Genomic DNA, 25,895 nt, shown 5'->3' on the forward strand with positions numbered 1-25,895 from the left:
CCTTCTTAAAAATGGTTCAGAAATCTTGTGAACACCAAGCGATTTTGTCATATGTTCGTATTTTATAGGGCTAAGAAAGAAAATATGCCGTAGCCCTCAGCCCTTATAAATAAAAGGCTGAGGGCTCACATTGGACTTTTCGCTGAAATGGGCGCAAAACCCCATGATCAAATCTATAAATAGCATGATGATGGATATGCTAGCTGCTATCGCGAGAAAAGATTACCAAGATCGCCGCCGCCGTCAGGCTGAAGGAATAAAGAAAGCCAAAGAGGAAGGGAAACACAGAGGGCGGCAAGCCGATTCAGAACTACACGAAAAAATCTATCAGCTACGAGTAGTCAACAAGCTGAGTATCAGTGATACCACCAAACTTACCAATGTTTCAGGTCGTACAGTAATACGGGTTGCTAAAAAGTTGGCAAGTGAGCGTTCAGCGGGGTAAGAAGCTTAGCGTATGTTTTCGTTCCATTGGGCTTCAGACCCCTTTGTTAAGTGGGGGGCAGAAGTCCCATTACCACCGAGAACCATTAGCGATGGTCGTGCTGAATTTAACCCTCCTTATATTTTCTTAAGAGATTATCTTGGTATTGATCCAACACAAACGGTCTATACTTTTGCTGAACATATCATCAACCCAGTAATGGTTACTCATATCATTTTTTCTCTGACTTTTGCCATCGGCTACTGTGTGATCGATGAAATTTTTCCAAAAGTAAAAATGTGGCAAGGTGTAATGGCGGGTTTGATCGTCACTGTTTGTACGCATGGTACGGTTTTTGTGTGGCTAGGGCTGACTCCGACTTGGTCTCACCTTCCTGCAAGCGAGTACATTTCAGAGATCTTTGGTCATATTGTATGGTTCTGGTCTATTGAAATGATTCGTGGTTATCTGCGTGAAAAATGACCAAAGAGCCGGATCCAGAAGTCGCGTTAAGCTAAGAATACCGACATAAGGTGAGCTTACGAGAAGATAGTGTATACCGAATCAACTTGAAGATGCAGGCTTGAGAACCTGAAAATTATCATTAATTCGAGATGCCAAAGAGCCTGCGATCTCTGGAAGAGTCACAGTAAAAAATTGGTCTATTGCTGCCTTGAAGTCCCGTTTACTTTTGAAGTAAACGTTGTTCCTCGACTTCTCATTCATTACTTTCCAAAGCCGCTCTATTGGATTGAGGTTTGGGCTGTAAGGTGGAAGATAATGCAGCTCGATATTAAGGACAAATGCCGCATCTCTGACCAAGTCACTACGGTGATATCCCGCACCATCTAAAATGATATGAAGCTTATGAGCTAACGGATAACTCTCTCTTAACTTACAGAAAAAGCGAACTATCGTTTCACTGTTAATGCTCTCATAATCATCAATAATAGTAGCTCCGATATCTGACAGGTTCAGTGCGCCAAGAATGTTCAATCGACTGCGATTTCCCGTTGTTTCAATCACTTTATCTTGACCAGTTCGTATCCAGCCATGAGATATTTTTGTTGATAGGGTTGGGTGAACAGCATCGATAAAGACTATCGATTCATCCTCGTCACAACTTGCCTTTAGCGCTTCGTAAGCATCTATGAAAGCTTGTTGTTTTGCTTCATCAAACTTATGTGGAACGCCTTTCGGTTGCTTGTAGCTAAAACCGTTATGGTGAAGCCATTTGTTCATACCAGAGACAGTGTAATCAAGTCCAAAAGTCTCTTTAACGTAGGCGACAATTTGATGAGTATGAGGATAGGTTCTCTCAGTCAAATGCTCGATTAGGTGCATGGTTTGAGTTGCAGAAAGCTTGCTTTGACTTCCGCCATTTTCAGGCTTAAGTTTTTCAGAAAGAACGTAGTCGCTAAGGTGACGTGCAACGGTGGATTCATGAATCCGAAGAGCTTGTGAAATCATGGTCTGACTCCAGCCTTCAGAAGCCAGCAAAACAGCCTTAATACGGTCGCAAACTCGACTATCACGTTCAATATCGTGCATTTGTTCGAGTTGCAGTTTCTGTTGAGGAGTCAGTGTAATTTTCATGGTTCGTAGCATGATCCTGATTCTAAAAAAAATGGGTATACGGATTTAATGGTTGATGGGTCACCTTCACCCCATCAATCTGATACCACCCTCAGATGGTTGATAGATCGACTCCGTAGTTGAGTTCCTCTGCGAAGTCCGGCAGTCCGTAACCGATGGTTTTCTTGTAGAAAGGAGAGACCTTCGCAGTCGGTGCCTTCTTCTTGTGCTTCGTGGTGTAGAGCATTCGTGCCCGCATCACCTCGAAGGAGTAACCGCGCCCTTCACGGTTCTTGTCCTTGGCCAGTCGGTTGATGGACTCCGTGTAAGCGTTGGTGACGGGCATGTCCGTCTCGAAGTAGGTCATGGTCTCTTCGCGCCAGTTTCCCACTGCCCTGACCAGATCGCTCCAGACTTCCTTTTGGCCCTTCGGGATGGTGGCTATCCACTCGTCCAGGGCGGCTTCTGCCTGGAGCCGTGTGGTGGCGTCCCAGATGCCGTAGAAGCGCTCCTTGTGCTCGTAGGCGGCCAGCAGTTGCGGGAACGCGCCTGTCCAGGTCTCCATGATGAGGCGCTCCCGGTCTGAGACTTCGTGAGCGCGTTTCAGCAGGATTTTCCGGTCTCCCTTGAGAGTCCGGCTCTGGGACGGTTTCAGCTCCTTTCTGAGGCCCTTGCGCACTCTCTCTAGGGCATCGTTGGCCATGCGCACCACATGGAACTTATCGACACGATACGGGCCTGGGGCAGCACAGCCTTGACCGCTGCCCGGTAGGGGTTCCACATGTCCATGCTGACGATCTCGACCTTCTGCCGGTCTTTCAGCTTCATCAGGTAGTTGGTCACCACGTCCTGGCGGCGGGTGGCCAGCAGGTCGAGCAGGGTTCGCTCCTCAATGTTGGTCAGAATGCAGCGGTAGCGCTTGTTCAGGTATAGCTCGTCAATGCCCAGGATGCGGGGCGTCTCGAAGCGGTGCCAGCGCCCCAGGAACTCGGCGCGGGCGTGAAGATGTCGCGCACCGTCTTCTCGTCCAGGCCGGTCTGTGCCGCCACAAAGGTGTAGGGGTGGTTGAAGGATTCCTTCTCCACGTACTCATGCAGCCGCAGTGTCATACGGAATCCGTCCACCATCTCCGGTAGCTGGGGCCTGAATGTTGTCTTGCAGGCCCGGCAGGTGTATCGGCGGCGGACCACCCAGAGAGTGACCCGTTTGCCGTGGATGGGCAGATCACGATAGGGAACGTCACGCTTGCCGAACCGTACGAACTCACCCTGCACGCCGCATTCCTCGCAGGCGATGGGATCGGGCACGTCCACCTGGAAGTGCATTTCGTCGTCGGTTGATTTGCAGCCCAGTACTTGGTATTGCGGCAGGTGAAGGATGTTGTCGGGAAGTTCGGTCATGGTGTTGTATAGGCGTAGGTGTCAGTCAGATCCATCCGACTCGGCATTGGTGTTTGCTTTTTTACCCAACAAGCTGCTGGAAACGAAAAGTAAGGCACCGAGGACAATTGCAATATCAGCCAGGTTGAAGGCCGGCCAATGCCAGTCTCGCCAATAGAAATCAAAGGAATCCACAACATAGCCGCGAAAGACCCGGTCAATCAGGTTACCCATGGCGCCACCGAGGATAAGACTGTAAGCGATGGCTTCTCCTTTATGACGATTTTCAAGGATCAGCTTGATCAGAAAAATCGAGACCACTACCGTGATTCCGATAAAAAAGTAGCGCTGCCAGCCTCCACCATTCGCAAAAAGACTGAATGCGGCACCGGTGTTCCATAGGTGCACCCAGTTAAAGAACGGGGTCACCGAAACATACTCGCCATAGGCCATTGATTGCTGCACCAGCCACTTTACAGCCTGATCAGACGCTGCCAGCAGGCCCGATATGGACAATAGGGCATACGGCGAGAGCTTTTTGCCAATAATGAGCATTATTTAACCCTTCAACGCCAAAATGCGTCTGGCACCGTTAAGTACAATGCCCCCCGCGATGGTGCCGATAATCAGATCCGGATAATTGGAACCGGTCCACGCGACCAGGGCGCCGGCGGTGATGACCCCCAGGTTGATCACCACGTCGTTGGCCGAGAATATCCAGCTTGCCTTCATGTGCGCCCCACCTTCCCGATGTTTGGATATGAGCAGCAGACAACTGGTATTGGCAATCAATGCGACGAATGCGATAGCCATCATCACCAGCGATTCAGGCTCACTACCGAATACAAAGCGTCTCACCACCTCTACGAGCACGCCCACAGCCAAGATCAGTTGCAGTACACCAGCAAGATGCGCGGCACGTACCTGCATTTTCACGCTATGTCCAACCGCATAAAGGGCAAGCCCGTACACCGCCGCATCGGCAAAATTGTCCAGGGATTCTCCAATCAGGCCGGTGGACCGGGCGATCAGACCGGCAGTCATTTCCACCACGAACAGAAGTGCATTGATGCCGAGCAACCAGCGCAGGGTCCCGGATTCTTGCTTAGCAGAAGCTGCCGAAAACTCGGCGGCTTTGATGGTCTCCGGATTTGCAGCGACGGTTTCCTGAAGCGAGGCGCCTAGCCCCAAGGTCTTCAGTTTCGAGGTGACGGGCTCGACCTCGCCGTCATGCACGACCTTCAGCCGGCGGTTCGACAAGTCGAAGGACAGCGCCCGAATCTCCTCAAAGCCGTTCAGGGCTAGGCGAATCATTCGTTCTTCTGATGGACAGTCCATCTTCGGCACGGCATAAACACTGACCCATCTCCCTGGCGCCTCGGAGGAGGCCTGTATATCGGTATCCGCTGCGGACGTTGCATCACCGCCACAGGCGCCACCACAGGATTTGCTCATGATACGACTCCACTTGAACAATGTTGTGGTACCATTTTAAACTATAAAGCTACTATAAGGTCAATAGAGTAAAGAATCCGTTGGGGAGGAGGCTGATGCGCATTGGTCAGTTGGCGCAGTTGGTAGGGGTCGAAACACAGACGATCCGCTTCTATGAACAGCAGGGCTTGTTGCCGCCGCCTGATCGGCAGGACAACGGTTACCGTGTCTATACCGAGAAGCATGGTGAGGGGCTGGCCTTCATCCGTCGCTGCAGAATCCTGGGCCTGTCACTGGCTGAGATTCACGAACTACAGAGCTATCAGGACGACCCTCATCAGCCTTGTACCGCCGTCAACACCTTGCTCGATGATCACATCTCTCATGTGCGGTCGCAGATAACCGCTCTGCAAGCGCTTGAGAAACAACTCGTTTCACTGAGAGCGAGTTGCAACGATGACCGGGAAGTTGAGGCGTGTGGGGTTCTTGCTGGAATTAGCGAAGGAAACATGCACCAGCAGTAGGTGAAGCATCAACCAGATAATCCGATGAGATGCCGGTCTGTCTCACTCTCATGCAAAGGTAAGATCAACCATTTAATCCGCTTACCCAAAAAAATCAAGCATCTTCAATGATCACGGGTATAGCTAATAATGGGGCAGAAATGAGTTTGGCAACATCGCCTCTGTTTGTCGCCTCTGTTAGATTCCAATCAGCACAGAAAGCACTACCTCTATAAGAACTATGCTTTAGTTCAGTTCACCCTTACAACCGTAGATATTAACCATTAAGACAGACGTTACACTTTCAAGGATGCATAACAAACTTTATTGTGCGAGCACATTGGCTTGTGGCGACAAAAAAGTCCTCCCTCAGGTTGCATATTTCACCACCAGCCAATCCGGTTGGTTTTCGGCTAAAGTCTTGCGAATTATTCCACTCGGAATAATTGACCTTTGGGTGTATAATCCTACGGGGTTCTTATGGGTGAAACAGCATGTTCTTGTTAAACAATACAAATTTTGACATTAGCACTGCCGAGGAGATCCCTGAACGCATTCAGTTATTGATTGACTCATCATCTCCGCTAGAGGCAAATCTAATGACAATCGTAACTCAACGGGAAATGTATCTTGCCAACTTTTCCCGGATGAATGATCAAGAGAAATCCAATTTTGTCGCTTCGTTGACGCGCATGTTCATGCGTAACTCGTGGACTAGATAATTTTCAAGGTGTTTTGTGAATTTCTATCAGAAAGGAGGAAGTGAATATTTATTTGTCTGTGACCTGTTTAAGGAGCTTCGGAAAAAAAGCAACTTATCTCAGGCTGACGCGGCCAACCATATCGGTGTTAACCAATCTTTCATTTCCAAGTTCGAAAATGGTCATACTGGGATTGACCTATTTGATGCATTAGCTCTCCTTGACTTGTATGGTATCGATCATGTTGATTTTTTCTATATGCTTGATCAGTTTAAAAAAAAGGAGATTAGAAAAGGTGCTCTACTCGACTACTTTTTATCAAGAAGCTAAACCTAATTACTCCAAATCCCTTTCATTAGATTAAACATCGAGTAGTTTAAATTCTTGCGTTCATCGCCTTGCGGGTAAGGATGCTTGTCATGATGTTCTTTAGGCACATCTGAAAGTAAAGTGTCCATAACAAGCCAATCACAACTTATTCCTTTGCTTATAAGTGAGTCCTGGACAAAAGCTTCAAAAGCCCTGGCTAACATCTCGCTTCTTTCTATCCAGTATTTTCGCGCTCCCTTCTGGCCTGCCAGTTTCTGTGATTGATTGAAATACTTAGTACCAGAGCAAAGTTGCTTAGTAATGATATTCCTCATAAGGAGAATGTTTTTCCTGAACTTATCAGGTGCGTTTTCCATGTCTACGCCAGTAATAAACTCACTGATCAATTTACCCTCATATCCTCTAGACCTTGCCAGAAGAGCATCAACTCCGTGGAACCACTCGTGAGAAATTGCACCAGGTCCACTCCGCCGAGTCAAATTGATGATATTTAGGTCTGGCTCATAATGGGCGCTTGCTTTCCCCTGCCCCCTTGCGCCGAAAGCTATGCCAAGTTGTCCTCCAAGCCCTATCCATCCGTCTGGTATCTCTAATATATGAGCTAATACCTTGAATGCATAAAAGCTATTGTTTACAAACAGTTGACGTTCTTTGTCTGGCATAGAGCTCCCAAACTGAACTCCTCTAAAATTGAACGTGTTTATGAATTGTTCTGGTGTAACATCATAGCTGAGCTGTATGTTTCTTATCGTTTCGATTTTCTTTCTGGGGATATAGGGCGATACATCTAAATTCATGTGACAACGTAATGCATTTATAGCATCCGTTTCACTTTTGAATTTGTTAGGGAACTCTTCTGTTTCTTTATATACAAACCGTTTTCCTTGTATCGAGCACAGTCGGTAGAATCCCCCCTCGAAGGCCACCGGAAATAGGTCAACATTGTATGGCTTGATTGTATAAGGCCACCCTAATTTTGGCAGCAAATGAATTAAAGATGATTGTCGTAGCGTCAAGGCAAACGGAGTTTTGTAGGTTCTATTTTCACCTCTACCAACAGCGTACAATGGGTAAACATCTCTAATATGTTGCCTACCAGTTTTCTTAGGGATACCCATCCGACTCCGAAATCGTTCCGGTAGCAACTTTACATCATCATTGTCAGCTACGTTTTCAAACAACTCTTGCAAAACAAGTAGTGATTTTTCGTATGCGTTTGTCCATTGCTCTTGACTGACAGATGGCTGAGCTGGACGGGGGTTATTCCTCCAACCAGAATAGTAAACCGATAAATATGCGCATACTTCAACTGACAGACCATCATCACACAATTCTTGCCAGTTAAATGACCTCCGGCAGAGCCGGAGGCTTATTGGATGACGCCCTCTAAGGGCTTAAGTAAGCGCCCAAGGCGCTAGATCCCAAACTTCAATTGATCACGGTGCTCATCTTCCTGTTCTTGATTTCTTATATATTCAAGCACTGTCTCTTCATCCAAACCGACTGTAGATACAAAATACCCCCTAGCCCAGAAGTGCTCACCATTAAAGTTTCGCTGCCTACCTCAAAACTTCTTAGCTATCGATATAGCGCTCTTGCCTTTGAGATAACCAACAACATTAGATACAGAATACTTTGGCGGAACACTGATGCACATATGAACATGATCTTTCATCAAGTGCCCCTCTTCTATCGTTACGCCTTTACGTTTGGCTAACTCATGAAATGTTGCACCTAAGTGTTTCCTGATGGCACCGTAAATCATCTTTTGTCTTTTCTTCGGGATAAACACCACGTGGTATTTACAATCCCATCGAGTATGAGACAGACTCTTATAGTCTCGCATAGGTTGTTTCCTCTTTACTTTTGGTCGAGCAAAGAAGTTACACATACCGTTGTCACGGTCAAACCTATGCGAGTCACCCCAGCAGAGCTGGGGGTTTATCAATGTTTAATTAGGTTCCGGCCAAATTGATTTAAGGCTAATGTTTGTGTCGCCGTTATCTTTCCCTAATACCAAATGCTTCTTTGCAAAAGGTAAATACTCTCCGGTGTCGTCTAACTTGCCCATATAATAAGACTCTTGGTTCTACTATAGAATTACACTTATACACCAGAGAACACTTAGTTAACTAACGCGGAAATGCCCAATCTCGGCAGATTTATAATGCATGAACAAAGCCTTAAAAATCCAGCCTTCTTACCGATGCTTGTTCGCGTACTTGAGTTGGGTTCAATTGAAGTGCTTGGTTCATATGGTGTACTCCTTTCAAATGGGTACACCAACCCCAAGAGGGTGATGTACCTCGTGGGTTATAAAAAGTGAATTAATGCTGTTTATTTATGGCGACCAGCTATCGCACATCAGCGCTCAAGGCACTTTCCTAAGAAACCTGTTTAGGATGCTTAGGAAAGCGAGGGGTTTCCCCCTGCGCTTTTGAACTATCCCAGGTTAACGACAGGGATACTTGCAACATTGACATTGAATACCCTGTCTATAACACTTTTTGCGAACTCAGCTACGGCGTATCCAATTGCCGAGTCCTTCTTATTTACACATATTTCAATTCGGGAAAAAGGAGTCAGGGGCAATGTTTCGCCTTCATGCTCAGAGCTATATTCAACAAGACATTCCCCATTTTCATCAGTACAAACATAAAGTTTATTGTTTTTAATCAAAAACCAGTCTGTAGCAAAACTATCGTGGTAAGTAAGACTACTAGTTTTTGTTACAACGACAGCCTGATAAAACCTTTGAACCTCTCCACCAGAAGCAATGTGTTCAACAACATTAATATAGTGGTATTGATATCCATCAATATTGCTATCGGTATCAATAATCACTTCCTGCCTTAATGAAGTGTTAAAAATATGGTTCATCCGGTAAATCGATACCTGAATGGCTTTTCTGATATCATATCGCTAAAAATAGCTAGTTAATGTCAACTTCACTTCTTTACCATCGCTTTGGAATACGCGGCCCTTTCCATTATTGCTCTACAGAGTTTGATGGTAACGTAACCATCTTTCACATAGCACACAATACTCATATTAAATGTCCATCGTGCCGTAGTCGTGATGTCATAAAAAAAAGGAGGTAAGGTTCGCCGTTTCATTGCTACCCCAATTGGCACTAACCCCTGTTACATCCAGATAGCAAACCAGCGGATTAAATGCCGAGCTTGTAATACATTCGGGTATTTGCCGCTTAATTTTGTCCCTCGTCCCAAGGTCCGTTACACAAAGGGCTTTGAACAGTATGTTCTCTCCCTGTCGGCATTGAACGTAACCATCAGTGCCATTGCCAAGCTATGCGGTGTCTGTTGGGATACAGTGAAAGACATTCAGAAGCATTACCTGCAAAAACGATACTCTCAACCTTGTCTTAAAAACGTCACTCACATTGGAATTGATGAGATTTACTGTGGCCCAAAAAGTGGCTTCATGACGGTTGTGATTGATATGAAAACAAGTGCCGTCATTTATACAGAGAAAGGAAAGAAGTCCGAAAGCCTTGACGGTTTTTGGAAACGGAAGCTGCGCTGTAAAAAACCGATTGAAGCTATCGCCACCGATATGGGTCAGGCATACATTTCTTCGGTAAAACAGCACGCTCCGAAGGCTAAGTTAGTCATTGACCGCTTCCATGTGGTGAAGCGATTTAATGAAAAACTGACAGCGTTCAGGCGTGAATTACAAAATTCGATGAGTAGCAAAAATGACGCTCAATATCTTAAGAATACTCGTTGGTTATTGGTGAGTAATCCGGATAGGTTAGATGAGCAGGGCCAAGCGAGGTTGGAGCGAGCACTCGAAGCCAATCAGCCTTAGCGGTGGTTTATTATTTAAAAGAGAAGTTAAGAATGCTGTGGTCGCAGCCATCAAAGATCGAAGGAGAGAGATGGCTAGAAAGTTGGATAGATGAAGCGAACCACTCAGGCATTGTGATGCTAGAGAAGTTTACTAATACCCTGAAAAAGCATAAGGATGGGATATTGGCATTTTATGATGAAAGGATGAGTAGTGGTCGAGTAGAGGGTGTGAACAACCGAATAAAGACGTTGAACAAAGTCGCCTATGGGTATCGTGATTGGGAATTTTTTGAGTTAAAAATCAAAGCAAGTCATGAGGCGAAGTATCGATTTACCGGATGAACCAAAAATATACTTAATCATTGTTATCTCCTTAGTTTTTAAGGAGAGAGCCCCTAGAGGGCACATCTCCCTCCAGGGTTAAACTGAAAAATTAATATTTATTCATTCAAAGTTAAAAACCATCGCTTCATTGGAACAGTAACTTCAATCATTCCATTACCACAATAAGCTCCCCAAAAGTTATAAGTAGTCTCAAACATATCGAACTCGAATAGTGTTTGAATATGCTTATCAGTAATGGGGTTAAATGGTCCACCGCAGCCAACATGCATCGCTATGCCATAATCTCGCATATCGAAATCATCTAGGTTTTTTCCACCCACAGAAGCTATCAAATTCTCACCTCTGATTTCACCTTCACGTAAAAGCAAGACTGCTTCTTCGTAACTCGCATATTGTGTCGTTAAATTCACAATATGGCCATGCTTAGGTTTGTGTTGTTCCGATAGTGATTTCAGTAGTTGCTTCACACTCTGAAATCTTGCGTAAAGCCCTGGCGTGAATTGTCCTGCGAAAGTTAAGTTCGGACAGATCAACTCAAGCATGTCGTCAGGTATAGAACTAAGCCCCATTTGCTTTGCAAGCGGCTCAGCTTTTTTCATTGCATCTTCAACTACCATTGGGTTTCGAAGATGTTGCGGCATATCCATAGTTATTCTCCTTTGGTGAGACGAACAGACCCATCAGGTTTGGTTCCCCTCAGTAATTAGATGGTCCGGTAGCTAAAATGCTACCGGAGTTTATTAACAATCTGAGCTGCCTGTTCTGCAAACGGCCCAGAGTAATGTATGTCCATTTTTTTTGAACACCAGACAGTTCCAATTATTAATTGGTTGAAGTTTCTGTCTTTGTAACGTTGACGCATCAATTCTAGATAGGCGCTCTCATCACCTTCCCACCCCAAAGGAGGTGAGAAGGGACAAGTAGCTTCGTTACCTGGCTCAGTGTTTACTTCTGCTAGGTTATACACGCCCATAAGCACCTGCCCTACGCGCAATAAACTCGCGGAGTGTACTAATCGGCGGGAATCCCATCTGTCCTTGAGTTACCAGGACATCGTTCCAATCTATACCTTTTGCACGAGGTGGAATGGGCAGCTTAGGTAACAGCACATGAACTGTATATCCTTGCTTTTCAAGCTTAGATTTCAGCACATTTGCGGAGCGTTCCCCTGTTAGCGACTTATCCTTATCTGCAAAGATAACGACAGTGTGGATGTCTAACTCGTCTGGAACTTCAAAGTTTTCCAAAAGAGTAGCATTCACTGTGGACCATGTAGGGATGTGAGTAGCACGGAACCCAGACAATGCTGTTTCCAAGCCTTCTGCCAAACCTAATACTCCTTCTGTTGGCATACCTAAGCGAACTGCACCGCCAGTGACACTCAATCCATCAGGAACAGGCATCATCTTTTTAGCGCATTCTACTTTGGCCTTCTTACCACTTTTGGTCAGATATGTACGATGTAAAGTAACCAAGTTTCCTTTCGCGTCTCGGATGGCTTGTACTGCGGCTGGAAATTTTCCAACCTCATTACCATCTTCATCGTAATAGGACATACTTGGGTGGAATCGCAGGCTGTCTGTCTGTTCTACTACATCATGTGCAAACAAAAGTTTGCGATTGACGAAATAGGCACGTAACGGCTCAGCTGCTGCACAGTTAAAGGGCAAACATTCATTCCAGATCTTCTCAATTTTTTCACAAAGGCGAGCATTGTAAACACGTTCGCGTTGAGCTCTCTTTTGCATTTCCTCTTGAAGTTCCATCAACCAAGGCTTTGACTGCTCAGCAAAGAGCGGAACAACCTTGCTTTCTGAATGTTCTTGTTCAACTACGGCTTCTTGGTGATGCTCAACAGGGCTACATGAAGAATGATTATCCTCATGTTGTTCTGTCGGAACATTTGAATCAGCCCATGACTCTTCGTTATAAGAACCAGGAGCAGAGTGAGAGACATAGCTGCTGTTTGAAACCTTTGCCTGCGCTACAGACTCTGGTTTAGCAGTACGAACACTCTTAGTTTTCACTTCAACCAACCACGTATTGCGATGTGTTTGAACTGGTTTCTCACCAATGATCTCTCCAGTGCCTTCTTCAAATACAGGCTGCATTACGGTAACAGCTTCACGTCCCAAATTTGTGAGAGTGACTTCATCACCATATACAGCACCGCATTCTCCGATTGCTCTTTCTAGATCAACGCCCCAAATCTTACGTTCATTGCCCGTTGATAAACGAATGTAAGCAAAATAGCTTGGTTCATTTATCGGGTCGTCCTGGTAAGGAGCTTGACCGTGAGCAATTAAAGTGCCCTGATACTTAGGGCGACGATTTGGATCGTATTTGGTGTTATTCACTTTTGCCGGAGCAGATTGCTGTGCTCGGCGCGGTGAACTTGTATTATTGGAGCTTTGCTGACGCTTGAAATGCTTTGGAGCCATCAACAAGTCACCAACTTGCTGTAGGCATTCAGCAAAATCCCACCCTCTTGCTTGGTTTAATAGCTCAAAGCCATCATGCCAAGAACCGCAAGAACAAATAGCACCACCTGTTTCGTGAGCATCTTTGAACATACGGAAGTCTTTTTTTCCACCATGAAACGGACATGTAACATGGGACTTTCCCGCTTTTTTGAGTGCTGGTTCCAGTTCAGGCATTAAATGCGCCAAAATGAAAAGCCATTGACCCTTAGCGAGGCTACGAACTTCGTCTGCTTTATAGAAATATGAGTTATCCATAGTGTTTCTCCTTAGCTGAAACCCCGACATCGAGGCTTCCCTAAGTCCCCCCGTATCAGGGGCTTTAGGGAAACCCCGACACCGGGAAAAAATAGCCAAGGAGGCTCCCCTACCGGAGATGCTCTCCCCGGCTGGGGTTTGATTTTGGGCTATTGACCATTAACTCTGCGTATGGCCTTACCCAAGAAGGATTGCATCAGGTGATTACCTGATGATTTGAAGTAAGTTAGCCAGTCGATCCAATTCCACTTAGCGTAATCATCAAGAGATGGAGGATTAAAAGCTCCCCAAATCTTACTGTTTACGCCTTCGCGGAGAACGTAAGCTACTTTCTCGATTACTTCTTCTTTACTCATTAGAGTAGAGATTTTGCAAGGAGGCATCATAATGAGGCTCTCTGCTTGTTCATGAGTAATCTTCTCTATGGTGCCAGCGTTGATATCCACGACAAACGCTTTGGTTTCTGGTCCTTGTTCTGACCAGATCCAATACGTTATATGAACGGGATTAACGCCAAGTCCGACCGGAACGATTTGAGTTCCAGAAGGACGCAGTAACCAAACGAATTTACCGCTTGGGTTGCTTTTGAAACGTTCGAGCTCTTTACCATCAATCTCCAAATTAGATTTGAAATGGAGAGGTAGTTTTTCCGCATTCGAAATTTCAAGCATACGTTGTTGCAGATGTTGCAGAATTGCAATGTTAGACATAGGTGTACTCCTACAGTTTGCAGGTACACCTGGCCCATGTCGGGTTGGTGTACCCGACTGGGTTATGAAGGGTGAAAGAGAACTTTCACTTAAATTGAATGCTGTTTGTTTTTAGCGACCAGCTATCGCGTCTTCACTCTCAATGAGAGTAGAATTCGTCACTTTCCGTTAGGTGCTCTATAACACCTAAGGGAAAGTGGGGGCTTTCGCCCCTCACTGTTAATCATCGTAGAAATATCCTTGCTTGTCACACGACTCTGATGCCGAATAGGCTTCATATCGCGCATTTTCGTTAAACGAAAATTTCAGAGGATAAGCAATTGAAGGCGGAGTTTGCTTTGTTAAACGTCCATTCCATTCATGCTGTTCCATTGTGCCAGATACTCCATCGACGGTGAACATTTCATCATAACCATTTATCTTTACAATCGGGAAGTCAAACAAGCCAAGAGCTTCTATCACCATCACCTTGTCTGAACAAGCATAAACTTGCTTGTTCTTATCTCGGTAAAAATCAAAGCCACAGCTCAGATAAACCCCTATGATCCGCAAAGTTTCGTCATCCATTCCAGATGCAATGTTCTTATCTAAGTTTGCTTTTGCCAGCCAGACATGGGCGTTGACTCCACCAAATATGCCATAGCCCTCGTAAGCATTTTCCTGTAATGGTTTCTGACCATGAGGTTGTAGTAAGTAAACAGTGCGAACTTGACGTCCAGAATATACATTCGAGATGCTTTCTTTTGAATCACACGTTTTCCAGCTAAAAAATCCCATAGTGTTTCTCCTTCAATTATTTAAATCGAAGGGGGTTGCCCCACAAGGGGAGCAAGCCCCCCTCTAGGGTTAAGTAAAAATGTTAGGCCGCTTTACGAACTAACGATTCCTGCATTTGATGATGTTCTGATATAGCATTTTTGAGCTGTATTTTACGAACTTCTGCTATGGCATTACTGACCAATTCGCGGCGGTAACTTCCATAACTTCTGTCATTAACATCTATAACCAGGCCACCTATAGATTCAGATGCTAGTTCCTCTTCCGTCTCTCGGTCGAGGATCTTAGCTTCCAACCTCAGATAGCGCTGCTTACCATCAACAATATCCTGTATTGTTTGTAATGCTAACTCTTCGTCCCAGCATCCAATATCAAAGTCATGCTCGGGATGCTCTTTAAGCTGGACTGTGTAGTCAGCTGTATTAAACTCCCAGGAAACAACTTCTTCGTATGGCGTACCTTCCACCAGCGCATAGCCTTCGGCTTCAAGCTGTTGGGATGTAGATTTGATGTCATGTTCGAGACGACTCACAAAGTCGTTCCAAATGCTTTGCCATCTAGTGATGTGCTCATCAGTCACTTCACCTGTTACCAGACCAGCGGCACGAATCGCTTCAAAATGCTCCTCAGAGAAACTTTCAAAATCGACTTCATGACAAAGATCCATGCAGTTATAGTGGCTGTACCGATGCCCATGAGAGTTTCGCTCAATCGACATTCTGCAACATCCTATATCTGCTTCCCTTAATATTTCCAACATAGATAATGCTTCTTTACGAACCAAAAGGTTTTTTACGCGAAGTACGGCGTTTTCACCTGCTGTATTTTGGTCATAAATTCGCAGCATAAGCTTCTCTACATCATCCTCATCGAGGTTTCCATAGAAACTCATACCATCACCTTGACAGTAACTAAGGCTGTACTCGATTGTCAGACCTTCTGGGTAGCCAAGTTTTTTCAGTTGGTTATTGAAATGAGTTTTAATCATAGCTATCTCCTTGTTTTTTTGAGGAGACACCTCCCCCTAAGGGATTGGTGCCCCCTTAGGGTTTTAATGATTTCGGATTTAATAGTTAAGCACAGATGTCCAAAAGACCTTTCCGAGCGATCAACTGATGCTCTTCAAAGTCTTCCGGTGCAGAAGTGTCATAACCTTCACCATCGCTGTAATCTGGAGTACCCAGCACGATGATGTTGCCTACAACAGGTGAATCTGCACCATGTAATATACAACCGAGCTTGATACCGCTACTGAACAGTCCTTCTTCATCAAGATAAAGACTGACTGTTTTTCCATTCGATAGCTCCCAATCAAAGCTCTGGACCATGCTACAGCCGATTAGCTTATACATAGTTTGTAATCCGTCTTCTTTTGGAATATCGACTGGAGTGCAGCCTTCTGCGGTTATTAAATAGCCTTTGTTAGTGGCCTTAGACATTGCTTCATCACAAATTGACATGGAATCCTCCAAATATGTCATTGAGGGACACCAAGGCCCCAAAGGGGCTTTGATGCCCCGTTAGGGTTTAAAGATTGGTTTACTTATACGGTCACAGCGTCGATATCTAGGTATTGGCGGCAACCTGTTTTAGGGTGACAGCGGTGGCGAAAATTGTGCTTACCACCTTGCGTACCCATGTATTGCCAGCACTCTCCAGTAACTGACTCTTCACAAACCGCGTCGCCATTATTTAATGGATGTTGGGCCAATTCGTTCCACATTTTGTCCCATTCATCTGTATTTCTTTGTACTAGTTTGAAGTCATTATTATTCATACTTCGGTACTCCCAACCCACTGCTTTCCAAGGTATGCCTCAACTCCCATACGGGCCCATTCCGAAGAGATGGTTAACATGGAAAGTGTTTCATGAGTCCAAGGTGCAGTTGGCTTGATTCGTTTGAGCTCTTTGCCTTCGAGATCTGTCAGAATAAGATCTGATTGTTCATTTCCAGCAAGAATATCTGGCTCTCCCGGACGCTGATCAGTAACAAATTTGATGTAGCAACCTTCGTCATCGCTACATGACAGCAATTTATCTACTGACAAGTTAAGTCCAGCACCGAACCATTGATCTATTGCTTCGATCTCAGGGAAATCAGATTTCAACTGAGATACAACGCCAATCATCTTGTCGAGAGCATCTTGGAACTCCAGCGCATTGCCAGCTGCCACTTCAAGTTTGCACTTGATATATGCAGCGTAGGTATCGCAGGCTTTCACCAGTTGCTGTTCATAGCCACCTGGGGCAAATGCTTCCGCGACTGCACCTTGAAGCTCCAAAGGTAGCGTGTGAATTAACTGCTCCTCAGCAGCTTTTTCAAGTCGCTCGAACTCCCTCGCCAAAGTGTCATTAGCCTTTTTTACTGGCGTCACAACATCCTGACAGAGAACTTCGGCTACATCATGTAGTGCTGCGTGGGAAAGCATTTTGGCAAGATCGACCTTGTTCCCCTTTTGGTTTGCGACATGACCAGCGAGAAGAGCAAGCAACGTAACGGTAGCACTATGCTCCAAGACTGATTCAGGCTGTACTGAATGCATCAGTGACCAGCGTTTTATCAATCGTTGACGCAAAGCAAGTGCTAGGAATCCATAGTTTGAATTTGACATAGTATCCTCCAATGAAGTTTGAAGGGTACACAGTTACCACATAGGTCCCGTGTACCCATGTGGGTTAAGTTGTGAGAGTCCTTGTGGACTGTTCTTGAGGTGTATTTTCGGCCTGACACCGAAATATTTAATCAGATTTCTGATGGAATGTATTCCATTCAGAATGTAGTTGCTGCTTGTAGGCCAGCTACCTTTCAACGTCAGCAAAGCCGACATTTTTTTTAGTCTATCGCCAATCCAAATGGTTCACGAAACGTCTATTTGCCCTTTTAGGGCGTTTGGTTCTCATAAGTAAAAAACCCCAGCAAAAATGCCGGGGTTTTTGTTTACTAAGCCACTAATCACATCAGGTTGGAGTTTAATGTACCCCCCCTCGTATATAACTTGGTAAGGGGTATTTAGCATCGGCTCCCGAGCTTAATAAAAAATCCCACACATCAGACATCAGCCAGTGTTTGATCACATACAGCTCTCCACCGTGCTTAGTGATCACTACTTTTGCTGCTGAACCGCCAAATTTGGCAATATTTGCAGCGCGAATGAATAACGGGTGTTTCATCAGCACAAACTGACGCAAGCATGTCAAGTTGATGTTGCATAGTATCCTCCGTAAAAAGTATGGAGGGCGCACGCCCCCACAGGGACATACACCCCCGTGGGTTTGATATTGAAATATTAAGGAATGATCGGCAGCCAATTATAAATGCGATATGCAATGTATAAACAAGGCACTCCAAATACGAGCCCCCAGAACTGCGCTACTGCATATTGTTTTGCATTCTCAAACCATGCGGCCATATCGGTAAGTAACGGGGGCCAGTCAAACGAAATGGCGACCAAAAGCGGCACCAAAACACACAAACTACCCACAACAGTCAAAACCGATACAATAATATTTCGTTTTTTATGATCGTATTGATACATAAGCTTATTTCCTTCTAGAGTGGGCTCAGAAGCACCCTTCTGGAGCTTCTGAGCTTTTGGATAGGCGTTAGCCTAAAATGATGGGAGTGATCCCAGTGAAAAAACCAAGAATGCCGAGTAATGCGCCTACCACTCCAAGACGGATTGATAAGCGAATAGAGAAGTCAGGGTGGAACCAGAACCACTGGTAAATTTCCCACCAGCGAGCTCTCCGCATTTCCAGTGATACCTCTTCTTTAAATTTCACTCCAAGAGCATCAACGGCATCGTAATCAAGACCAACAGCATTTTTGGTAATCGACATTGTTCCTGGGTTGCCCATTACATATCGAATTACTTTTGTGCCGTTATCGGGGTTATAGATCACTACTGGCTCACGTCGAAAGAAACGATTAGGATCTTTTCTCTTTGAGTCTACGTTTCGGTTATTTAACCGGACGATATTGTGACCTAAACCTGAATCTTCCATTGGAAGACGAACTACAGATTCAATTTTCATAATTGTCATCTCCATGTTGAATGGAGATAGCCCCCGGCAGGGACTATCCCCACGCGGGTTACAATAAGTACTGTTTGTTTTTGGCGACCAGCTATCGCACATAAGCGCCAAAGGCACTTTCCGAAGAATCCTGCTCTAGGATGCTTGGGAAAGTGCGGGGATATTCCCACACTTACCGCTCATTGAGCATTACTCCTGACGCATCTCATTCTTTGCTCCTTGTAAGGAGATCACATGCGTCGGATCTTCTTTATTTATATCAGCCCAAACCCGCAATTGGAGATTTCCAGCGTTGTTTTCTATCAACAATGGAAATCCAACGTTATCCTCAGAGTTGCAATCTGAGTAGCCTTTAGCACTTAGCAAAAGCTCACCACCGATATTGCCTATCTCAACCGAGGCCGAGACTTTATCACCTAACCCATCGACCAGATCGGTTATATCAGTTTGCAAGGCTGGTTTGTCAAGCGAGTACATCTTTTCGCATAGCGTGTCGATCTCTTCTCCGCTCAACGGCTTTTCGTCAGTAAAATGAGGAAGTCTTGCAAAGAAATCAGACAATTCCTTTGGGTTCGATTGCTCCATCGTCTCCTGCATCCAACGTAACGCGGCCAAAGCCATATTTAGTTCTTGGCTGGTTAATGCTTTCATTTTCCTTCACCTTTTAGTTGTGGGAAAACAAGTACCCAGAGGGCGCTTGTTCCCCCTGGGGTTAATTTACATGCCAGATCAAAGGTACTTGAGCCCGGCTGTTTTGGGATATGTAATGTCAGCAGCTTTGACGTCCGTCAGCAGAGCTTCCAGAGCTTCACCCTGTAGAGTAAATCCAGCAAACACCGCTACGTCGTCGAGCTCGTCACGCCATTGCATTGTGCTATCGAAGTGCTCGATGACACCATGCTCCACCATGATTGGCCGCAGCTTCTCATCTCGTTTCTCACAGCATTCCTTGTACCGGGCATAGCGTAGCTTGTCCTGGTACGCATCCTCAGGCAGGTCTTCGACCGTTCCGAGACAGCTATAAGGAGCTGGGTAGACGATGGTTTTCACACCATTTGAGACGCCTTTCATATCTTTATGAGTGTGCTTCCAGATCAGTTCAATTTGCTCTGGAGTACGCTCTGTTTTATTCACTTCTGTCATGACACTACTCCCTACTTGCGCGAATCTTTACTGGTGAACTGTTCAAACGTTATAGACTCAATCTTTTGAATCTGTTGGCGTAAGGCTGCTAAGCAATCGTGCTTAGCTCGCTCAAAAGCATCAGTCTTGTTGCGCTCGTGTGGGCGGGGCAGATAGTATCCGTCGATCTTCTCTACCGCGCTTCGTAGTGCATATCGGTTTAATTTAGTCATTTCTCTCTCCAGAGTTAGAGAGGGAGCTGTGCCGCACAGGGCGTCAGTTCCCCCTGTGGGTTTGTGTTAATAGGTATCAGACAATTGACATGCCGACTTGTAGTTCACCTTTATAGTCTTTGGGAAGATCTGCAAGCTCCCAAGACATACAAGGCGTTGATACTGGCGTGGTGATCATACAAACATTGTTGCGAACGATGTAATTATAAACACCCCACTCGGCATACTCAGGTTCTCCTTCTTTTGATAAAGCCCATTCGTTACCGAACTGGTCTTCACACAAGTAAACATCGAATTCTGAGTCATGCTCATCAGCTTGTTTAACAACTGTCAGTTTGTGTACGGTTGCAATTTGATCGAATTTTGACATATCTATATCTCCATAAGTTTTTGGAGATAGCCTCCTGCCGGAGAGCTATCCCCGGTAGGGTTATTAGTAATGCTGTTTGTTTTTGGCGACCAGCTATCGCACATCAGCGCACAAGGCACTTTCCAAAAACGTCTCTAACAAACGCCTTTAGAAAATGTCAAGAATGACACCAAGAGGTAAGGATGCAGAGCTATCAAGCTCCGCATCCACCTTAGAGTAAGTTAATTCATAAAGAACAATGAATTAAAATACCATTTTCACTTTTCGCTGCTTCAACTCGCTTGTTTAAACGAAAATCGAAGCAAGCATCCAGAATTTGTCTTTGAAGATACTTAACAAGCTCTCCTGCACTTCGAACTGTTTCTCGTGAACCATTTAATGGCTCAACAAAACAATCATCGTACCAAGAACACGCATCTGGATTATCATGGACATACTTTTTCAACATGCACCAATCTAATGGAGATATAGTTTCTCCCTGCTTAATATTTCCGACGATGCCTTCTATACGTGAATGAATCACCCCGGCTTCGTTATAGCCACTGGGTTCTTGCATTTCGTCATATGGCCCATCATCAATATCGCCACAACCAGCCGGACAGCAATTTGCATCTATGCCGTGGGAGCAATAATGAACGTCATCATTCCAATGCTCTTCATGGCTTTCAGTTTGCTGCTCCGCTGTAATGACTTCGTAACCGTAATTTTCAGCAAGCTTGATAACCTGTTCTTTAACTCCTTTAGGTAAGTCGAGAACAAGGTTATCAATCGCATCTATATACCGGTTTGCGAAGAGTTCATAAATCAGTCCACATCCTTTGTGAGCATCTTGAGCAAGCTTTTCAACCTTCTCAGGGTAATTCTCACAAGGCCACTGGTTTACCTTTTCAAAGTGGTCAATTAACTCATCCAACTCCCAAAAGATATTGTTTATGACTGTACCGAAGACCAAATCGTCTCGGCCAGCTGCGTTGCAAACTGTTTGTATGACAGAATACATATCACTTAAATATGTCACTCTACCAGCTGGACCATCTACAAATTCAGGTTCAAGCTCATCCCCTGTTGAGTGGTAAACAGCTGCACATTTTAGAGCTTCCGTATACGAACCGTGTTCAGCACGATAAATAGATAATTTACACATAGATTTCTCCTGGTAAGGCTGAGGAACCCCTTCTGGGAATCACCTCAGCTATTGGTAGTGTTAAGCGGCCATAACGCGAATTTCATCTCCAGCCATTTGGATTGGAATTGATTTTGCTGGTTGATGACCGCAACTTGTGTCCGGACCATCCGCCGCAGCGAAATAGACCGAATTGTTCATTACATTGATAGGCATACCCAAGGCTTCACCTGCTGGTGCGAGCTTGAGCATTCCTGATCGTTCGATTAAAGCCGGAGCCCAGTGGAAGTCTTCGCCGCCGATATAAGGCTGCTCGGTATCCACCACTTCGACTAGTACCGGAGTCTTGTCCGCCAGCTGCCAGCAGCTTCGGCCTAATTCGTAGGCCAGAGCTTCAAACGCAGGAAAGACAATAAAAGAATCTTGTGAGGTGTGAATGTCGTGTTAAACCATATCGCTTTTCCACTGAAAGCTGAAAAAATCCAGCCCCCCGCTTTAGCTCGATGATTTATAGCTTCTTTTTGTGAATCAAACTCAATAAATTTAGCGGCCATAGGTGTCTCCTTAGATAAAGAGCACACCTGTACCCTACGGGCACAAGTGCGCCCGTGGGCTAGTGTTTGAAATGAACTACCTCATAGGTTTAGGCAGATTCTTGAAGTTTAAGGTTGTCGAGACAAATTGCATGATATAAGCGATGTCTCTGATCTAGGAGGAAATCCTGATCTGGCCGCCATGTGCTGCGATTGTATTCCTCAGTAAAACCGTTATAAGCGTTTACTTCTGCTGGGGACAATTTCTTACCTGTGTACACACAGGAAAGCCGTCCTACCTCGACAATAGACTGTTTGGGTAGTGGGGTATTAGCCTCTTCAACAGTGTATGAGCGCTTTGTTCGATGGTCGATAATCTTGGACTTTAATTGCTCGTGATTTAGACCTCGTAACGATATATACATGCCTTTCTCCTAAATTAAAGGAGCGGAACTATCCCATAGGACGTTTCCGCCCCTATGGGGTTTATATTTGTTTCTTGATTATGTATTTGTATGGGGGAGAGGTTACTTCGCTTTCCACAAGGTGATGATCCATGTGGCGACAAAAGTCAGGTATATCTCTCGTGGTAGCTGGGTCATCAGCTTTCACTTCGAGTGTTTCTCCTGGCCCCATACGACGAATTGCACGACGAACCACCATTAATGGCTCAGGGCATCGCAATCCCATCACGTCAATAAACTGATCTACATTCATTGGTTATCACCCTTGCCTATAGCAGTCTAATCACGCGACAGAAGACTTACTGTTTTCTTCGTAGCGCATTTTCGCTTGTTCGTTTAAATCAAGTTCACCGTCTTCTAGCTTTAGAATATTTTCTAGAAGATTGGCTTTGTGCATTAAAAGTTCAGCAACAGCCTCATCAATATCCTCGATTATCTGTTTCTGTTTTTTGATGGTGTAGCTATTCAGTTCTTCAACCAGAGGCCACGCTACACTCGAATGAGTATTTAGTGTGGGATATTCTGCTTCAACCTCACAGACAACGCCATTGGCACCTTCTCGACAGTGTGGATAGCCTATACGTAGACCAACGCATCGGTCTAGTTTGGGATAAACACAGAACTCCAAAGGGGTGCGATTAGTAAAAATATCGTTAGTGTTTTTAGACATGATCTTCTCCATGCAATTATTGGTTATTGACGGAGAGCTCCCGACGGGAGGCTCTCCCGTCAGGGTTGATATATTGCTGTTTATTTGCGACGTCCAGCTAACGTACTCAAGCACCAAAGGCACTTTCCAAAAAAGTCTCTATGTACGTACAAACTGCTTTGGAAAGCGAGGGGGCATTTCCCCCTGCGCTTGTTATTTCTACCTTATAGTTTCCTACAAGGCTACATCGTGTGATTCACATTGTTCGATATTCGGCCAATAATAGATTGTACCTTTGCCCATTTGATCTTGACGTGGTGTACCTAGAAATTTGAATAAATTTCCCATGCAACTTGCCACTGCTGAAAGATCTTTTCCTGGGGGGACATCTATCCCAAGACAAGTACGACCATACATAAACCGTCCAGAATATGAACGAACATGGAATTTAGTTTGCTCACTCTCAGGTTCATCTCGATTTACCTTATCTACAGCAAGTACTACCGCTTTGTTTAGAACGATAGTTTGACACGCCTTATCAAGCTCACCGAAGCGTTCAACGTCGATACCACAGAACTTATCAAGTCCCGAGGCAGCATCATGAACAATCAGTTGCTTGGTGTCAGCCAATTCATTTTCCATCGGCTTCCAAATGTTTTCAGCCTCTTTATCAATGAATTGCACTACCTCATGCCATGACCAAAACTCAACATCATCTCTGATGGCACAATGTTCAGGTTCTCGATCTTGCTGCATACATTCCAGCAAAAGCAAATAGCCGTCATACCATGTCCCTTTATATTCATTATTGAATTTAAGGACATGTGCAGCGGCCAATCCAATTGCTTTCTGTTTCAGTGAAGTAGTCATTGTAATCTCCTCGAACTTGGAGGAGTCCACCAGCAGGTGATCCCCCTCCTGGTGGCTACTTATTTCTTTTAGCTAACTGTCTGAGTGTGTATTGGCAAAGGTTACGCACTTCATCAGGGTCGTAACCAGATAACACACAACAGGTAACAAATGAAAATGGATGAACTTCATCAGAGTTCAACCATTCATAAGCTTCATCTTTTGCTTTTTTACCAGAGCGTCCGTCAGCAAGGACATTTAAGCTATACCGCAAAAATGCCTCTCTTAGCTCTTTAATCTGCCCATCAGTCCAAGTTTCGATTTCAGTTTCAAACTCTTGCTCGACTGTACGATCAGAACATGATGCTACGATTGTTAAGGGAGTAACCTTTTCAATCGGCTCTTCATCATTTTCTAATAGCAGATCATCAAAAATGAAGGGGAGTTGTAATTGTGCATCGTAGGTTAATACGCTTGCAGTATTCACGGGTTGCTCCTAAAAATTTAATTGAGAGGCAACCCACTCCCAAAAGGGCATAGGTATGCCCCTTTGGGGTTAAGTTTCATATGTTAAAATCCAACAATCTGAGAGTTAATTTGCTCTTCCAGCCAAAGCTCCAATGATTCGAGCTCTTTTCTTTCCGACGATGAATTTGCTTTTAAAGCATCACATCTAACGGCAAGCTGCATCGAGCGAACTTCCTCTACAGTTTCCACGTTGTTTCCAGCAAACATAACTAGTTGCGAATTTGGCATGGTCATAACTCACCTCCCTGAGTTTATAAGCCAGTATCTAATGCCTAGATTCAAGGTTGGCGTTAAACCAATCTGCGGGACATTCAATCACCGCATGGGTTACGACATCTCGCTCTGAGTAACCTTGAACCAAAGCATCGGTACACTTCTCAGGAGAAGTACCTTGAGGGACCAACAATTCAAGATGAATTCCATCCGAACCAACCAAATCATCCCCGTAAGGGAAGCCATTGATCGTTTGGTTGTGTCGCTTACACCATTTAATGATATTGGCAATACGACCATGCTCATCTTGACTAGCTATTCGTTTATTCAGCTTCATTGGACACCTCCTGACATGCACCTAGTTCTACCATGCTTTGCATACATAGCTGGTTCATATCCATTGTGAGTGTGTCATTTATGGCCGAATAAACGATCCCCTCTTTCGCAAGTTTTAACACCTGTTTCAACAGAGAAAGAATAGATTGAGCCTCATCGTCTATACGATCTGCTATATCTTTCCATTCCCAATGTTCAAATGGTTGCCATGCAGTTAAATCGGGCTCTTCACCTTTCTCAACGCATTCTATTAGGTACTCGTAAGCCATGAACCAATTGTCAGCACTTCCTAATTCTGACAGGTACTGAGCAGTTGCTTGGGCGTATGCGAGTTCTTCTAATTTTGGCTTGGTGGTTAAGGACATTCTTAAACGCTCTAGAGCTTCTTCTGCATCATTACGAGTTAAGAAGAAGTGTTCTACAGACGAACGGCAACGTTTGCCTTCCGCATAGTAAAGAATGCTTTCCTCTGTACAATCTGGAGTGGCTAAACCGTACTCCTCAATTGTTACAGGCTTGATGGTTAATGACTCGTCACACAATTCATAAACAACAACAGGGAAAGTGCTATTGCGGTAAAAATCGTGATGGTATTGATTGGTCATACATATTTCCTCTTTGTAAAGAGGAGCCCAACCCGTAGGTTAAAGCTCCTCAGGGTTGGGGTTAGATATCGACAGTTACATCTGACGTTGCTGTAGCACAGCAAGG

General features: G+C 44.9%; 34 protein-coding genes and 4 pseudogenes. 5 read left to right on the plus strand and 33 right to left on the minus strand.

The window, feature by feature from the left end; all coding sequences use genetic code 11:
- Nucleotides 1-163 precede the first annotated feature (163 nt).
- Nucleotides 164-445, plus strand: a pseudogene (locus tag SU60_RS05760) (recombinase family protein); the annotation flags it as partial.
- Nucleotides 446-457: 12 nt separating this feature from the next.
- Nucleotides 458-907 carry a DUF1440 domain-containing protein gene (locus SU60_RS05765; RefSeq protein WP_245228366.1) on the plus strand — a complete coding sequence of 150 codons (450 nt, stop codon included), beginning with the start codon at nt 458-460 and terminating at the stop codon, nt 905-907.
- 81 nt (nt 908-988) lie between these two features.
- Here SU60_RS05765 and SU60_RS05770 read toward each other — a convergent pair whose 3' ends face one another.
- From SU60_RS05770 to SU60_RS05785, 4 genes and pseudogenes are all read right to left on the minus strand, one after another.
- Nucleotides 989-2,020 (minus strand): IS630 family transposase, encoded by a 1,032-nt coding sequence (locus SU60_RS05770; RefSeq protein ID WP_102595949.1) that lies wholly within the window; start codon nt 2,018-2,020, stop codon nt 989-991.
- Between the two features lie 91 nt (nt 2,021-2,111).
- Nucleotides 2,112-3,399: pseudogene (locus SU60_RS05775) on the minus strand (ISL3-like element ISPpu12 family transposase).
- A 21-nt stretch (nt 3,400-3,420) separates the two neighbouring features.
- On the minus strand, nt 3,421-3,933 hold the full coding sequence (gene lspA / locus SU60_RS05780) for a signal peptidase II (RefSeq protein WP_027013448.1): 513 nt from the start codon (nt 3,931-3,933) through the stop codon (nt 3,421-3,423).
- A gap of 3 nt (nt 3,934-3,936) precedes the next feature.
- Nucleotides 3,937-4,833: a cation efflux transmembrane domain-containing protein gene (locus tag SU60_RS05785; protein WP_004364974.1), complete on the minus strand. Its 897-nt coding sequence runs from the start codon at nt 4,831-4,833 to the stop codon at nt 3,937-3,939.
- 95 nt (nt 4,834-4,928) lie between these two features.
- Between SU60_RS05785 and cadR the strand changes: the two genes are divergently transcribed.
- Together cadR and SU60_RS05800 are read left to right on the plus strand one after the other, a co-directional pair.
- Nucleotides 4,929-5,336: a Cd(II)/Pb(II)-responsive transcriptional regulator gene (gene cadR, locus SU60_RS05790; RefSeq protein WP_007148576.1), complete on the plus strand. Its 408-nt coding sequence runs from the start codon at nt 4,929-4,931 to the stop codon at nt 5,334-5,336.
- 716 nt (nt 5,337-6,052) lie between these two features.
- Nucleotides 6,053-6,346 (plus strand): helix-turn-helix domain-containing protein, encoded by a 294-nt coding sequence (locus SU60_RS05800; protein WP_014386779.1) that lies wholly within the window; start codon nt 6,053-6,055, stop codon nt 6,344-6,346.
- A gap of 2 nt (nt 6,347-6,348) precedes the next feature.
- On the opposite strand, the gene SU60_RS05805 is transcribed toward SU60_RS05800, so the two are convergent.
- From SU60_RS05805 to SU60_RS05815, 3 genes and pseudogenes are all read right to left on the minus strand, one after another.
- Nucleotides 6,349-7,464 carry an LPD1 domain-containing protein gene (locus SU60_RS05805; protein WP_041154736.1) on the minus strand — a complete coding sequence of 372 codons (1,116 nt, stop codon included), beginning with the start codon at nt 7,462-7,464 and terminating at the stop codon, nt 6,349-6,351.
- Between the two features lie 296 nt (nt 7,465-7,760).
- A pseudogene (tnpA, locus tag SU60_RS05810) lies at nt 7,761-8,192 on the minus strand (IS200/IS605 family transposase).
- Between the two features lie 596 nt (nt 8,193-8,788).
- Complete coding sequence (locus SU60_RS05815) at nt 8,789-9,226, minus strand: hypothetical protein (RefSeq protein ID WP_041154737.1); 438 nt, start codon at nt 9,224-9,226, stop codon at nt 8,789-8,791.
- Between the two features lie 321 nt (nt 9,227-9,547).
- On the opposite strand from SU60_RS05815, the pseudogene SU60_RS22875 reads away from it, so the two are divergent.
- Nucleotides 9,548-10,500: pseudogene (locus SU60_RS22875) on the plus strand (ISL3 family transposase).
- A 98-nt stretch (nt 10,501-10,598) separates the two neighbouring features.
- On the opposite strand, the gene SU60_RS05825 reads toward SU60_RS22875, so the two are convergent.
- The 26 genes from SU60_RS05825 to SU60_RS22285 form a co-directional block, all read right to left on the minus strand.
- On the minus strand, nt 10,599-11,150 hold the full coding sequence (locus SU60_RS05825) for a hypothetical protein (RefSeq protein ID WP_032073025.1): 552 nt from the start codon (nt 11,148-11,150) through the stop codon (nt 10,599-10,601).
- Between the two features lie 312 nt (nt 11,151-11,462).
- Nucleotides 11,463-13,241, minus strand: a complete 1,779-nt coding sequence (locus SU60_RS05835; RefSeq protein ID WP_041154738.1) for a DUF7146 domain-containing protein — start codon at nt 13,239-13,241, stop codon at nt 11,463-11,465.
- A 149-nt stretch (nt 13,242-13,390) separates the two neighbouring features.
- On the minus strand, nt 13,391-13,951 hold the full coding sequence (locus tag SU60_RS05840) for a hypothetical protein (protein ID WP_014386773.1): 561 nt from the start codon (nt 13,949-13,951) through the stop codon (nt 13,391-13,393).
- A 219-nt stretch (nt 13,952-14,170) separates the two neighbouring features.
- Complete coding sequence (locus SU60_RS05845; RefSeq protein WP_014386772.1) at nt 14,171-14,728, minus strand: hypothetical protein; 558 nt, start codon at nt 14,726-14,728, stop codon at nt 14,171-14,173.
- An 82-nt stretch (nt 14,729-14,810) separates the two neighbouring features.
- Nucleotides 14,811-15,716 (minus strand): hypothetical protein, encoded by a 906-nt coding sequence (locus tag SU60_RS05850; RefSeq protein WP_052481497.1) that lies wholly within the window; start codon nt 15,714-15,716, stop codon nt 14,811-14,813.
- 85 nt (nt 15,717-15,801) lie between these two features.
- Nucleotides 15,802-16,188: a DUF3846 domain-containing protein gene (locus SU60_RS05855; RefSeq protein WP_014386770.1), complete on the minus strand. Its 387-nt coding sequence runs from the start codon at nt 16,186-16,188 to the stop codon at nt 15,802-15,804.
- 83 nt (nt 16,189-16,271) lie between these two features.
- Nucleotides 16,272-16,505, minus strand: a complete 234-nt coding sequence (locus SU60_RS05860) for a hypothetical protein (RefSeq protein WP_014386769.1) — start codon at nt 16,503-16,505, stop codon at nt 16,272-16,274.
- Complete coding sequence (yfbR, locus tag SU60_RS05865; RefSeq protein WP_014386768.1) at nt 16,502-17,341, minus strand: 5'-deoxynucleotidase; 840 nt, start codon at nt 17,339-17,341, stop codon at nt 16,502-16,504. The genes SU60_RS05860 and yfbR overlap by 4 nt, the downstream gene beginning before the upstream one ends.
- Nucleotides 17,342-17,699: 358 nt before the next feature.
- The gene (locus SU60_RS05870) at nt 17,700-17,900 is read right to left on the minus strand and encodes a hypothetical protein (RefSeq protein ID WP_014386767.1); all 201 of its coding nucleotides are present in this window, start codon (nt 17,898-17,900) and stop codon (nt 17,700-17,702) included.
- Nucleotides 17,901-18,016: 116 nt separating this feature from the next.
- Nucleotides 18,017-18,265 carry a hypothetical protein gene (locus tag SU60_RS05875; RefSeq protein ID WP_014386766.1) on the minus strand — a complete coding sequence of 83 codons (249 nt, stop codon included), beginning with the start codon at nt 18,263-18,265 and terminating at the stop codon, nt 18,017-18,019.
- 67 nt (nt 18,266-18,332) lie between these two features.
- Nucleotides 18,333-18,764 (minus strand): hypothetical protein, encoded by a 432-nt coding sequence (locus SU60_RS05880; protein WP_014386765.1) that lies wholly within the window; start codon nt 18,762-18,764, stop codon nt 18,333-18,335.
- A 189-nt stretch (nt 18,765-18,953) separates the two neighbouring features.
- Entirely contained in the window at nt 18,954-19,415 is a 462-nt protein-coding gene (locus SU60_RS05885; protein WP_014386764.1) for a hypothetical protein, read from the minus strand.
- Nucleotides 19,416-19,493: 78 nt separating this feature from the next.
- On the minus strand, nt 19,494-19,907 hold the full coding sequence (locus SU60_RS05890; RefSeq protein WP_014386763.1) for a hypothetical protein: 414 nt from the start codon (nt 19,905-19,907) through the stop codon (nt 19,494-19,496).
- An 11-nt stretch (nt 19,908-19,918) separates the two neighbouring features.
- A complete protein-coding gene (locus tag SU60_RS05895) occupies nt 19,919-20,119 on the minus strand; it encodes a hypothetical protein (RefSeq protein WP_014386762.1) in 201 nt (66 codons plus the stop codon).
- Between the two features lie 76 nt (nt 20,120-20,195).
- The gene (locus tag SU60_RS05900) at nt 20,196-20,489 is read right to left on the minus strand and encodes a hypothetical protein (RefSeq protein ID WP_014386761.1); all 294 of its coding nucleotides are present in this window, start codon (nt 20,487-20,489) and stop codon (nt 20,196-20,198) included.
- Between the two features lie 226 nt (nt 20,490-20,715).
- Nucleotides 20,716-21,633, minus strand: coding sequence for a hypothetical protein (locus tag SU60_RS22080; RefSeq protein ID WP_014386760.1), 918 nt, complete (start codon nt 21,631-21,633; stop codon nt 20,716-20,718).
- A gap of 60 nt (nt 21,634-21,693) precedes the next feature.
- The gene (locus SU60_RS21945; RefSeq protein ID WP_159408529.1) at nt 21,694-21,864 is read right to left on the minus strand and encodes a hypothetical protein; all 171 of its coding nucleotides are present in this window, start codon (nt 21,862-21,864) and stop codon (nt 21,694-21,696) included.
- 122 nt (nt 21,865-21,986) lie between these two features.
- Nucleotides 21,987-22,166, minus strand: a complete 180-nt coding sequence (locus tag SU60_RS05915) for a hypothetical protein (protein WP_014386758.1) — start codon at nt 22,164-22,166, stop codon at nt 21,987-21,989.
- Between the two features lie 89 nt (nt 22,167-22,255).
- A complete protein-coding gene (locus SU60_RS05920; protein WP_014386757.1) occupies nt 22,256-22,570 on the minus strand; it encodes a hypothetical protein in 315 nt (104 codons plus the stop codon).
- A gap of 61 nt (nt 22,571-22,631) precedes the next feature.
- Entirely contained in the window at nt 22,632-22,862 is a 231-nt protein-coding gene (tusA, locus tag SU60_RS05925) for a sulfurtransferase TusA (protein ID WP_041154741.1), read from the minus strand.
- A gap of 30 nt (nt 22,863-22,892) precedes the next feature.
- Nucleotides 22,893-23,279 (minus strand): hypothetical protein, encoded by a 387-nt coding sequence (locus tag SU60_RS05930; RefSeq protein ID WP_014386755.1) that lies wholly within the window; start codon nt 23,277-23,279, stop codon nt 22,893-22,895.
- Nucleotides 23,280-23,492: 213 nt separating this feature from the next.
- Nucleotides 23,493-24,128: a hypothetical protein gene (locus SU60_RS05935; RefSeq protein ID WP_041154742.1), complete on the minus strand. Its 636-nt coding sequence runs from the start codon at nt 24,126-24,128 to the stop codon at nt 23,493-23,495.
- Between the two features lie 55 nt (nt 24,129-24,183).
- Nucleotides 24,184-24,594: a hypothetical protein gene (locus tag SU60_RS05940; RefSeq protein WP_014386753.1), complete on the minus strand. Its 411-nt coding sequence runs from the start codon at nt 24,592-24,594 to the stop codon at nt 24,184-24,186.
- Nucleotides 24,595-24,677: 83 nt separating this feature from the next.
- Nucleotides 24,678-24,869 (minus strand): hypothetical protein, encoded by a 192-nt coding sequence (locus SU60_RS05945; RefSeq protein ID WP_014386752.1) that lies wholly within the window; start codon nt 24,867-24,869, stop codon nt 24,678-24,680.
- A 31-nt stretch (nt 24,870-24,900) separates the two neighbouring features.
- Complete coding sequence (locus SU60_RS05950; RefSeq protein WP_014386751.1) at nt 24,901-25,185, minus strand: hypothetical protein; 285 nt, start codon at nt 25,183-25,185, stop codon at nt 24,901-24,903.
- Complete coding sequence (locus tag SU60_RS22285) at nt 25,172-25,789, minus strand: hypothetical protein (RefSeq protein WP_014386750.1); 618 nt, start codon at nt 25,787-25,789, stop codon at nt 25,172-25,174. The genes SU60_RS05950 and SU60_RS22285 overlap by 14 nt, the downstream gene beginning before the upstream one ends.
- Nucleotides 25,790-25,895: the final 106 nt, after the last annotated feature.

This window comes from Vibrio mytili (assembly GCF_000830505.1).
Classification (GTDB): domain Bacteria; phylum Pseudomonadota; class Gammaproteobacteria; order Enterobacterales; family Vibrionaceae; genus Vibrio; species Vibrio mytili.

Bases quoted from the DNA above. Each gene is read 5' to 3' on its own strand.
- SU60_RS05930 (WP_014386755.1), bottom strand. From the start codon at position 23,279: ATGTCTAAAAACACTAACGATATTTTTACTAATCGCACCCCTTTGGAG.
- SU60_RS05870 (WP_014386767.1), bottom strand. From the start codon at position 17,900: ATGAAACACCCGTTATTCATTCGCGCTGCAAATATTGCCAAATTTGGC.
- SU60_RS05765 (WP_245228366.1), top strand. From the start codon at position 458: ATGTTTTCGTTCCATTGGGCTTCAGACCCCTTTGTTAAGTGGGGGGCA.
- SU60_RS05890 (WP_014386763.1), bottom strand. From the start codon at position 19,907: ATGACAGAAGTGAATAAAACAGAGCGTACTCCAGAGCAAATTGAACTG.
- yfbR (WP_014386768.1), bottom strand. From the start codon at position 17,341: ATGTCAAATTCAAACTATGGATTCCTAGCACTTGCTTTGCGTCAACGA.
- SU60_RS21945 (WP_159408529.1), bottom strand. From the start codon at position 21,864: ATGCTCAAGCTCGCACCAGCAGGTGAAGCCTTGGGTATGCCTATCAAT.
- SU60_RS05875 (WP_014386766.1), bottom strand. From the start codon at position 18,265: ATGTATCAATACGATCATAAAAAACGAAATATTATTGTATCGGTTTTG.
- SU60_RS05920 (WP_014386757.1), bottom strand. From the start codon at position 22,570: ATGTATATATCGTTACGAGGTCTAAATCACGAGCAATTAAAGTCCAAG.
- SU60_RS05935 (WP_041154742.1), bottom strand. From the start codon at position 24,128: ATGACTACTTCACTGAAACAGAAAGCAATTGGATTGGCCGCTGCACAT.
- SU60_RS05845 (WP_014386772.1), bottom strand. From the start codon at position 14,728: ATGGGATTTTTTAGCTGGAAAACGTGTGATTCAAAAGAAAGCATCTCG.
- cadR (WP_007148576.1), top strand. From the start codon at position 4,929: ATGCGCATTGGTCAGTTGGCGCAGTTGGTAGGGGTCGAAACACAGACG.
- SU60_RS05885 (WP_014386764.1), bottom strand. From the start codon at position 19,415: ATGAAAGCATTAACCAGCCAAGAACTAAATATGGCTTTGGCCGCGTTA.
- tusA (WP_041154741.1), bottom strand. From the start codon at position 22,862: ATGAATGTAGATCAGTTTATTGACGTGATGGGATTGCGATGCCCTGAG.
- SU60_RS22285 (WP_014386750.1), bottom strand. From the start codon at position 25,789: ATGACCAATCAATACCATCACGATTTTTACCGCAATAGCACTTTCCCT.
- SU60_RS22080 (WP_014386760.1), bottom strand. From the start codon at position 21,633: ATGTGTAAATTATCTATTTATCGTGCTGAACACGGTTCGTATACGGAA.
- SU60_RS05825 (WP_032073025.1), bottom strand. From the start codon at position 11,150: ATGGATATGCCGCAACATCTTCGAAACCCAATGGTAGTTGAAGATGCA.
- SU60_RS05850 (WP_052481497.1), bottom strand. From the start codon at position 15,716: ATGATTAAAACTCATTTCAATAACCAACTGAAAAAACTTGGCTACCCA.
- SU60_RS05860 (WP_014386769.1), bottom strand. From the start codon at position 16,505: ATGAATAATAATGACTTCAAACTAGTACAAAGAAATACAGATGAATGG.
- SU60_RS05815 (WP_041154737.1), bottom strand. From the start codon at position 9,226: ATGAACCATATTTTTAACACTTCATTAAGGCAGGAAGTGATTATTGAT.
- SU60_RS05895 (WP_014386762.1), bottom strand. From the start codon at position 20,119: ATGACTAAATTAAACCGATATGCACTACGAAGCGCGGTAGAGAAGATC.
- SU60_RS05880 (WP_014386765.1), bottom strand. From the start codon at position 18,764: ATGAAAATTGAATCTGTAGTTCGTCTTCCAATGGAAGATTCAGGTTTA.
- SU60_RS05805 (WP_041154736.1), bottom strand. From the start codon at position 7,464: ATGGGTATCCCTAAGAAAACTGGTAGGCAACATATTAGAGATGTTTAC.
- SU60_RS05915 (WP_014386758.1), bottom strand. From the start codon at position 22,166: ATGGCCGCTAAATTTATTGAGTTTGATTCACAAAAAGAAGCTATAAAT.
- SU60_RS05840 (WP_014386773.1), bottom strand. From the start codon at position 13,951: ATGTCTAACATTGCAATTCTGCAACATCTGCAACAACGTATGCTTGAA.
- SU60_RS05855 (WP_014386770.1), bottom strand. From the start codon at position 16,188: ATGTCAATTTGTGATGAAGCAATGTCTAAGGCCACTAACAAAGGCTAT.
- SU60_RS05770 (WP_102595949.1), bottom strand. From the start codon at position 2,020: ATGAAAATTACACTGACTCCTCAACAGAAACTGCAACTCGAACAAATG.
- lspA (WP_027013448.1), bottom strand. From the start codon at position 3,933: ATGCTCATTATTGGCAAAAAGCTCTCGCCGTATGCCCTATTGTCCATA.
- SU60_RS05835 (WP_041154738.1), bottom strand. From the start codon at position 13,241: ATGGATAACTCATATTTCTATAAAGCAGACGAAGTTCGTAGCCTCGCT.
- SU60_RS05785 (WP_004364974.1), bottom strand. From the start codon at position 4,833: ATGAGCAAATCCTGTGGTGGCGCCTGTGGCGGTGATGCAACGTCCGCA.
- SU60_RS05900 (WP_014386761.1), bottom strand. From the start codon at position 20,489: ATGTCAAAATTCGATCAAATTGCAACCGTACACAAACTGACAGTTGTT.
- SU60_RS05950 (WP_014386751.1), bottom strand. From the start codon at position 25,185: ATGAAGCTGAATAAACGAATAGCTAGTCAAGATGAGCATGGTCGTATT.
- SU60_RS05945 (WP_014386752.1), bottom strand. From the start codon at position 24,869: ATGACCATGCCAAATTCGCAACTAGTTATGTTTGCTGGAAACAACGTG.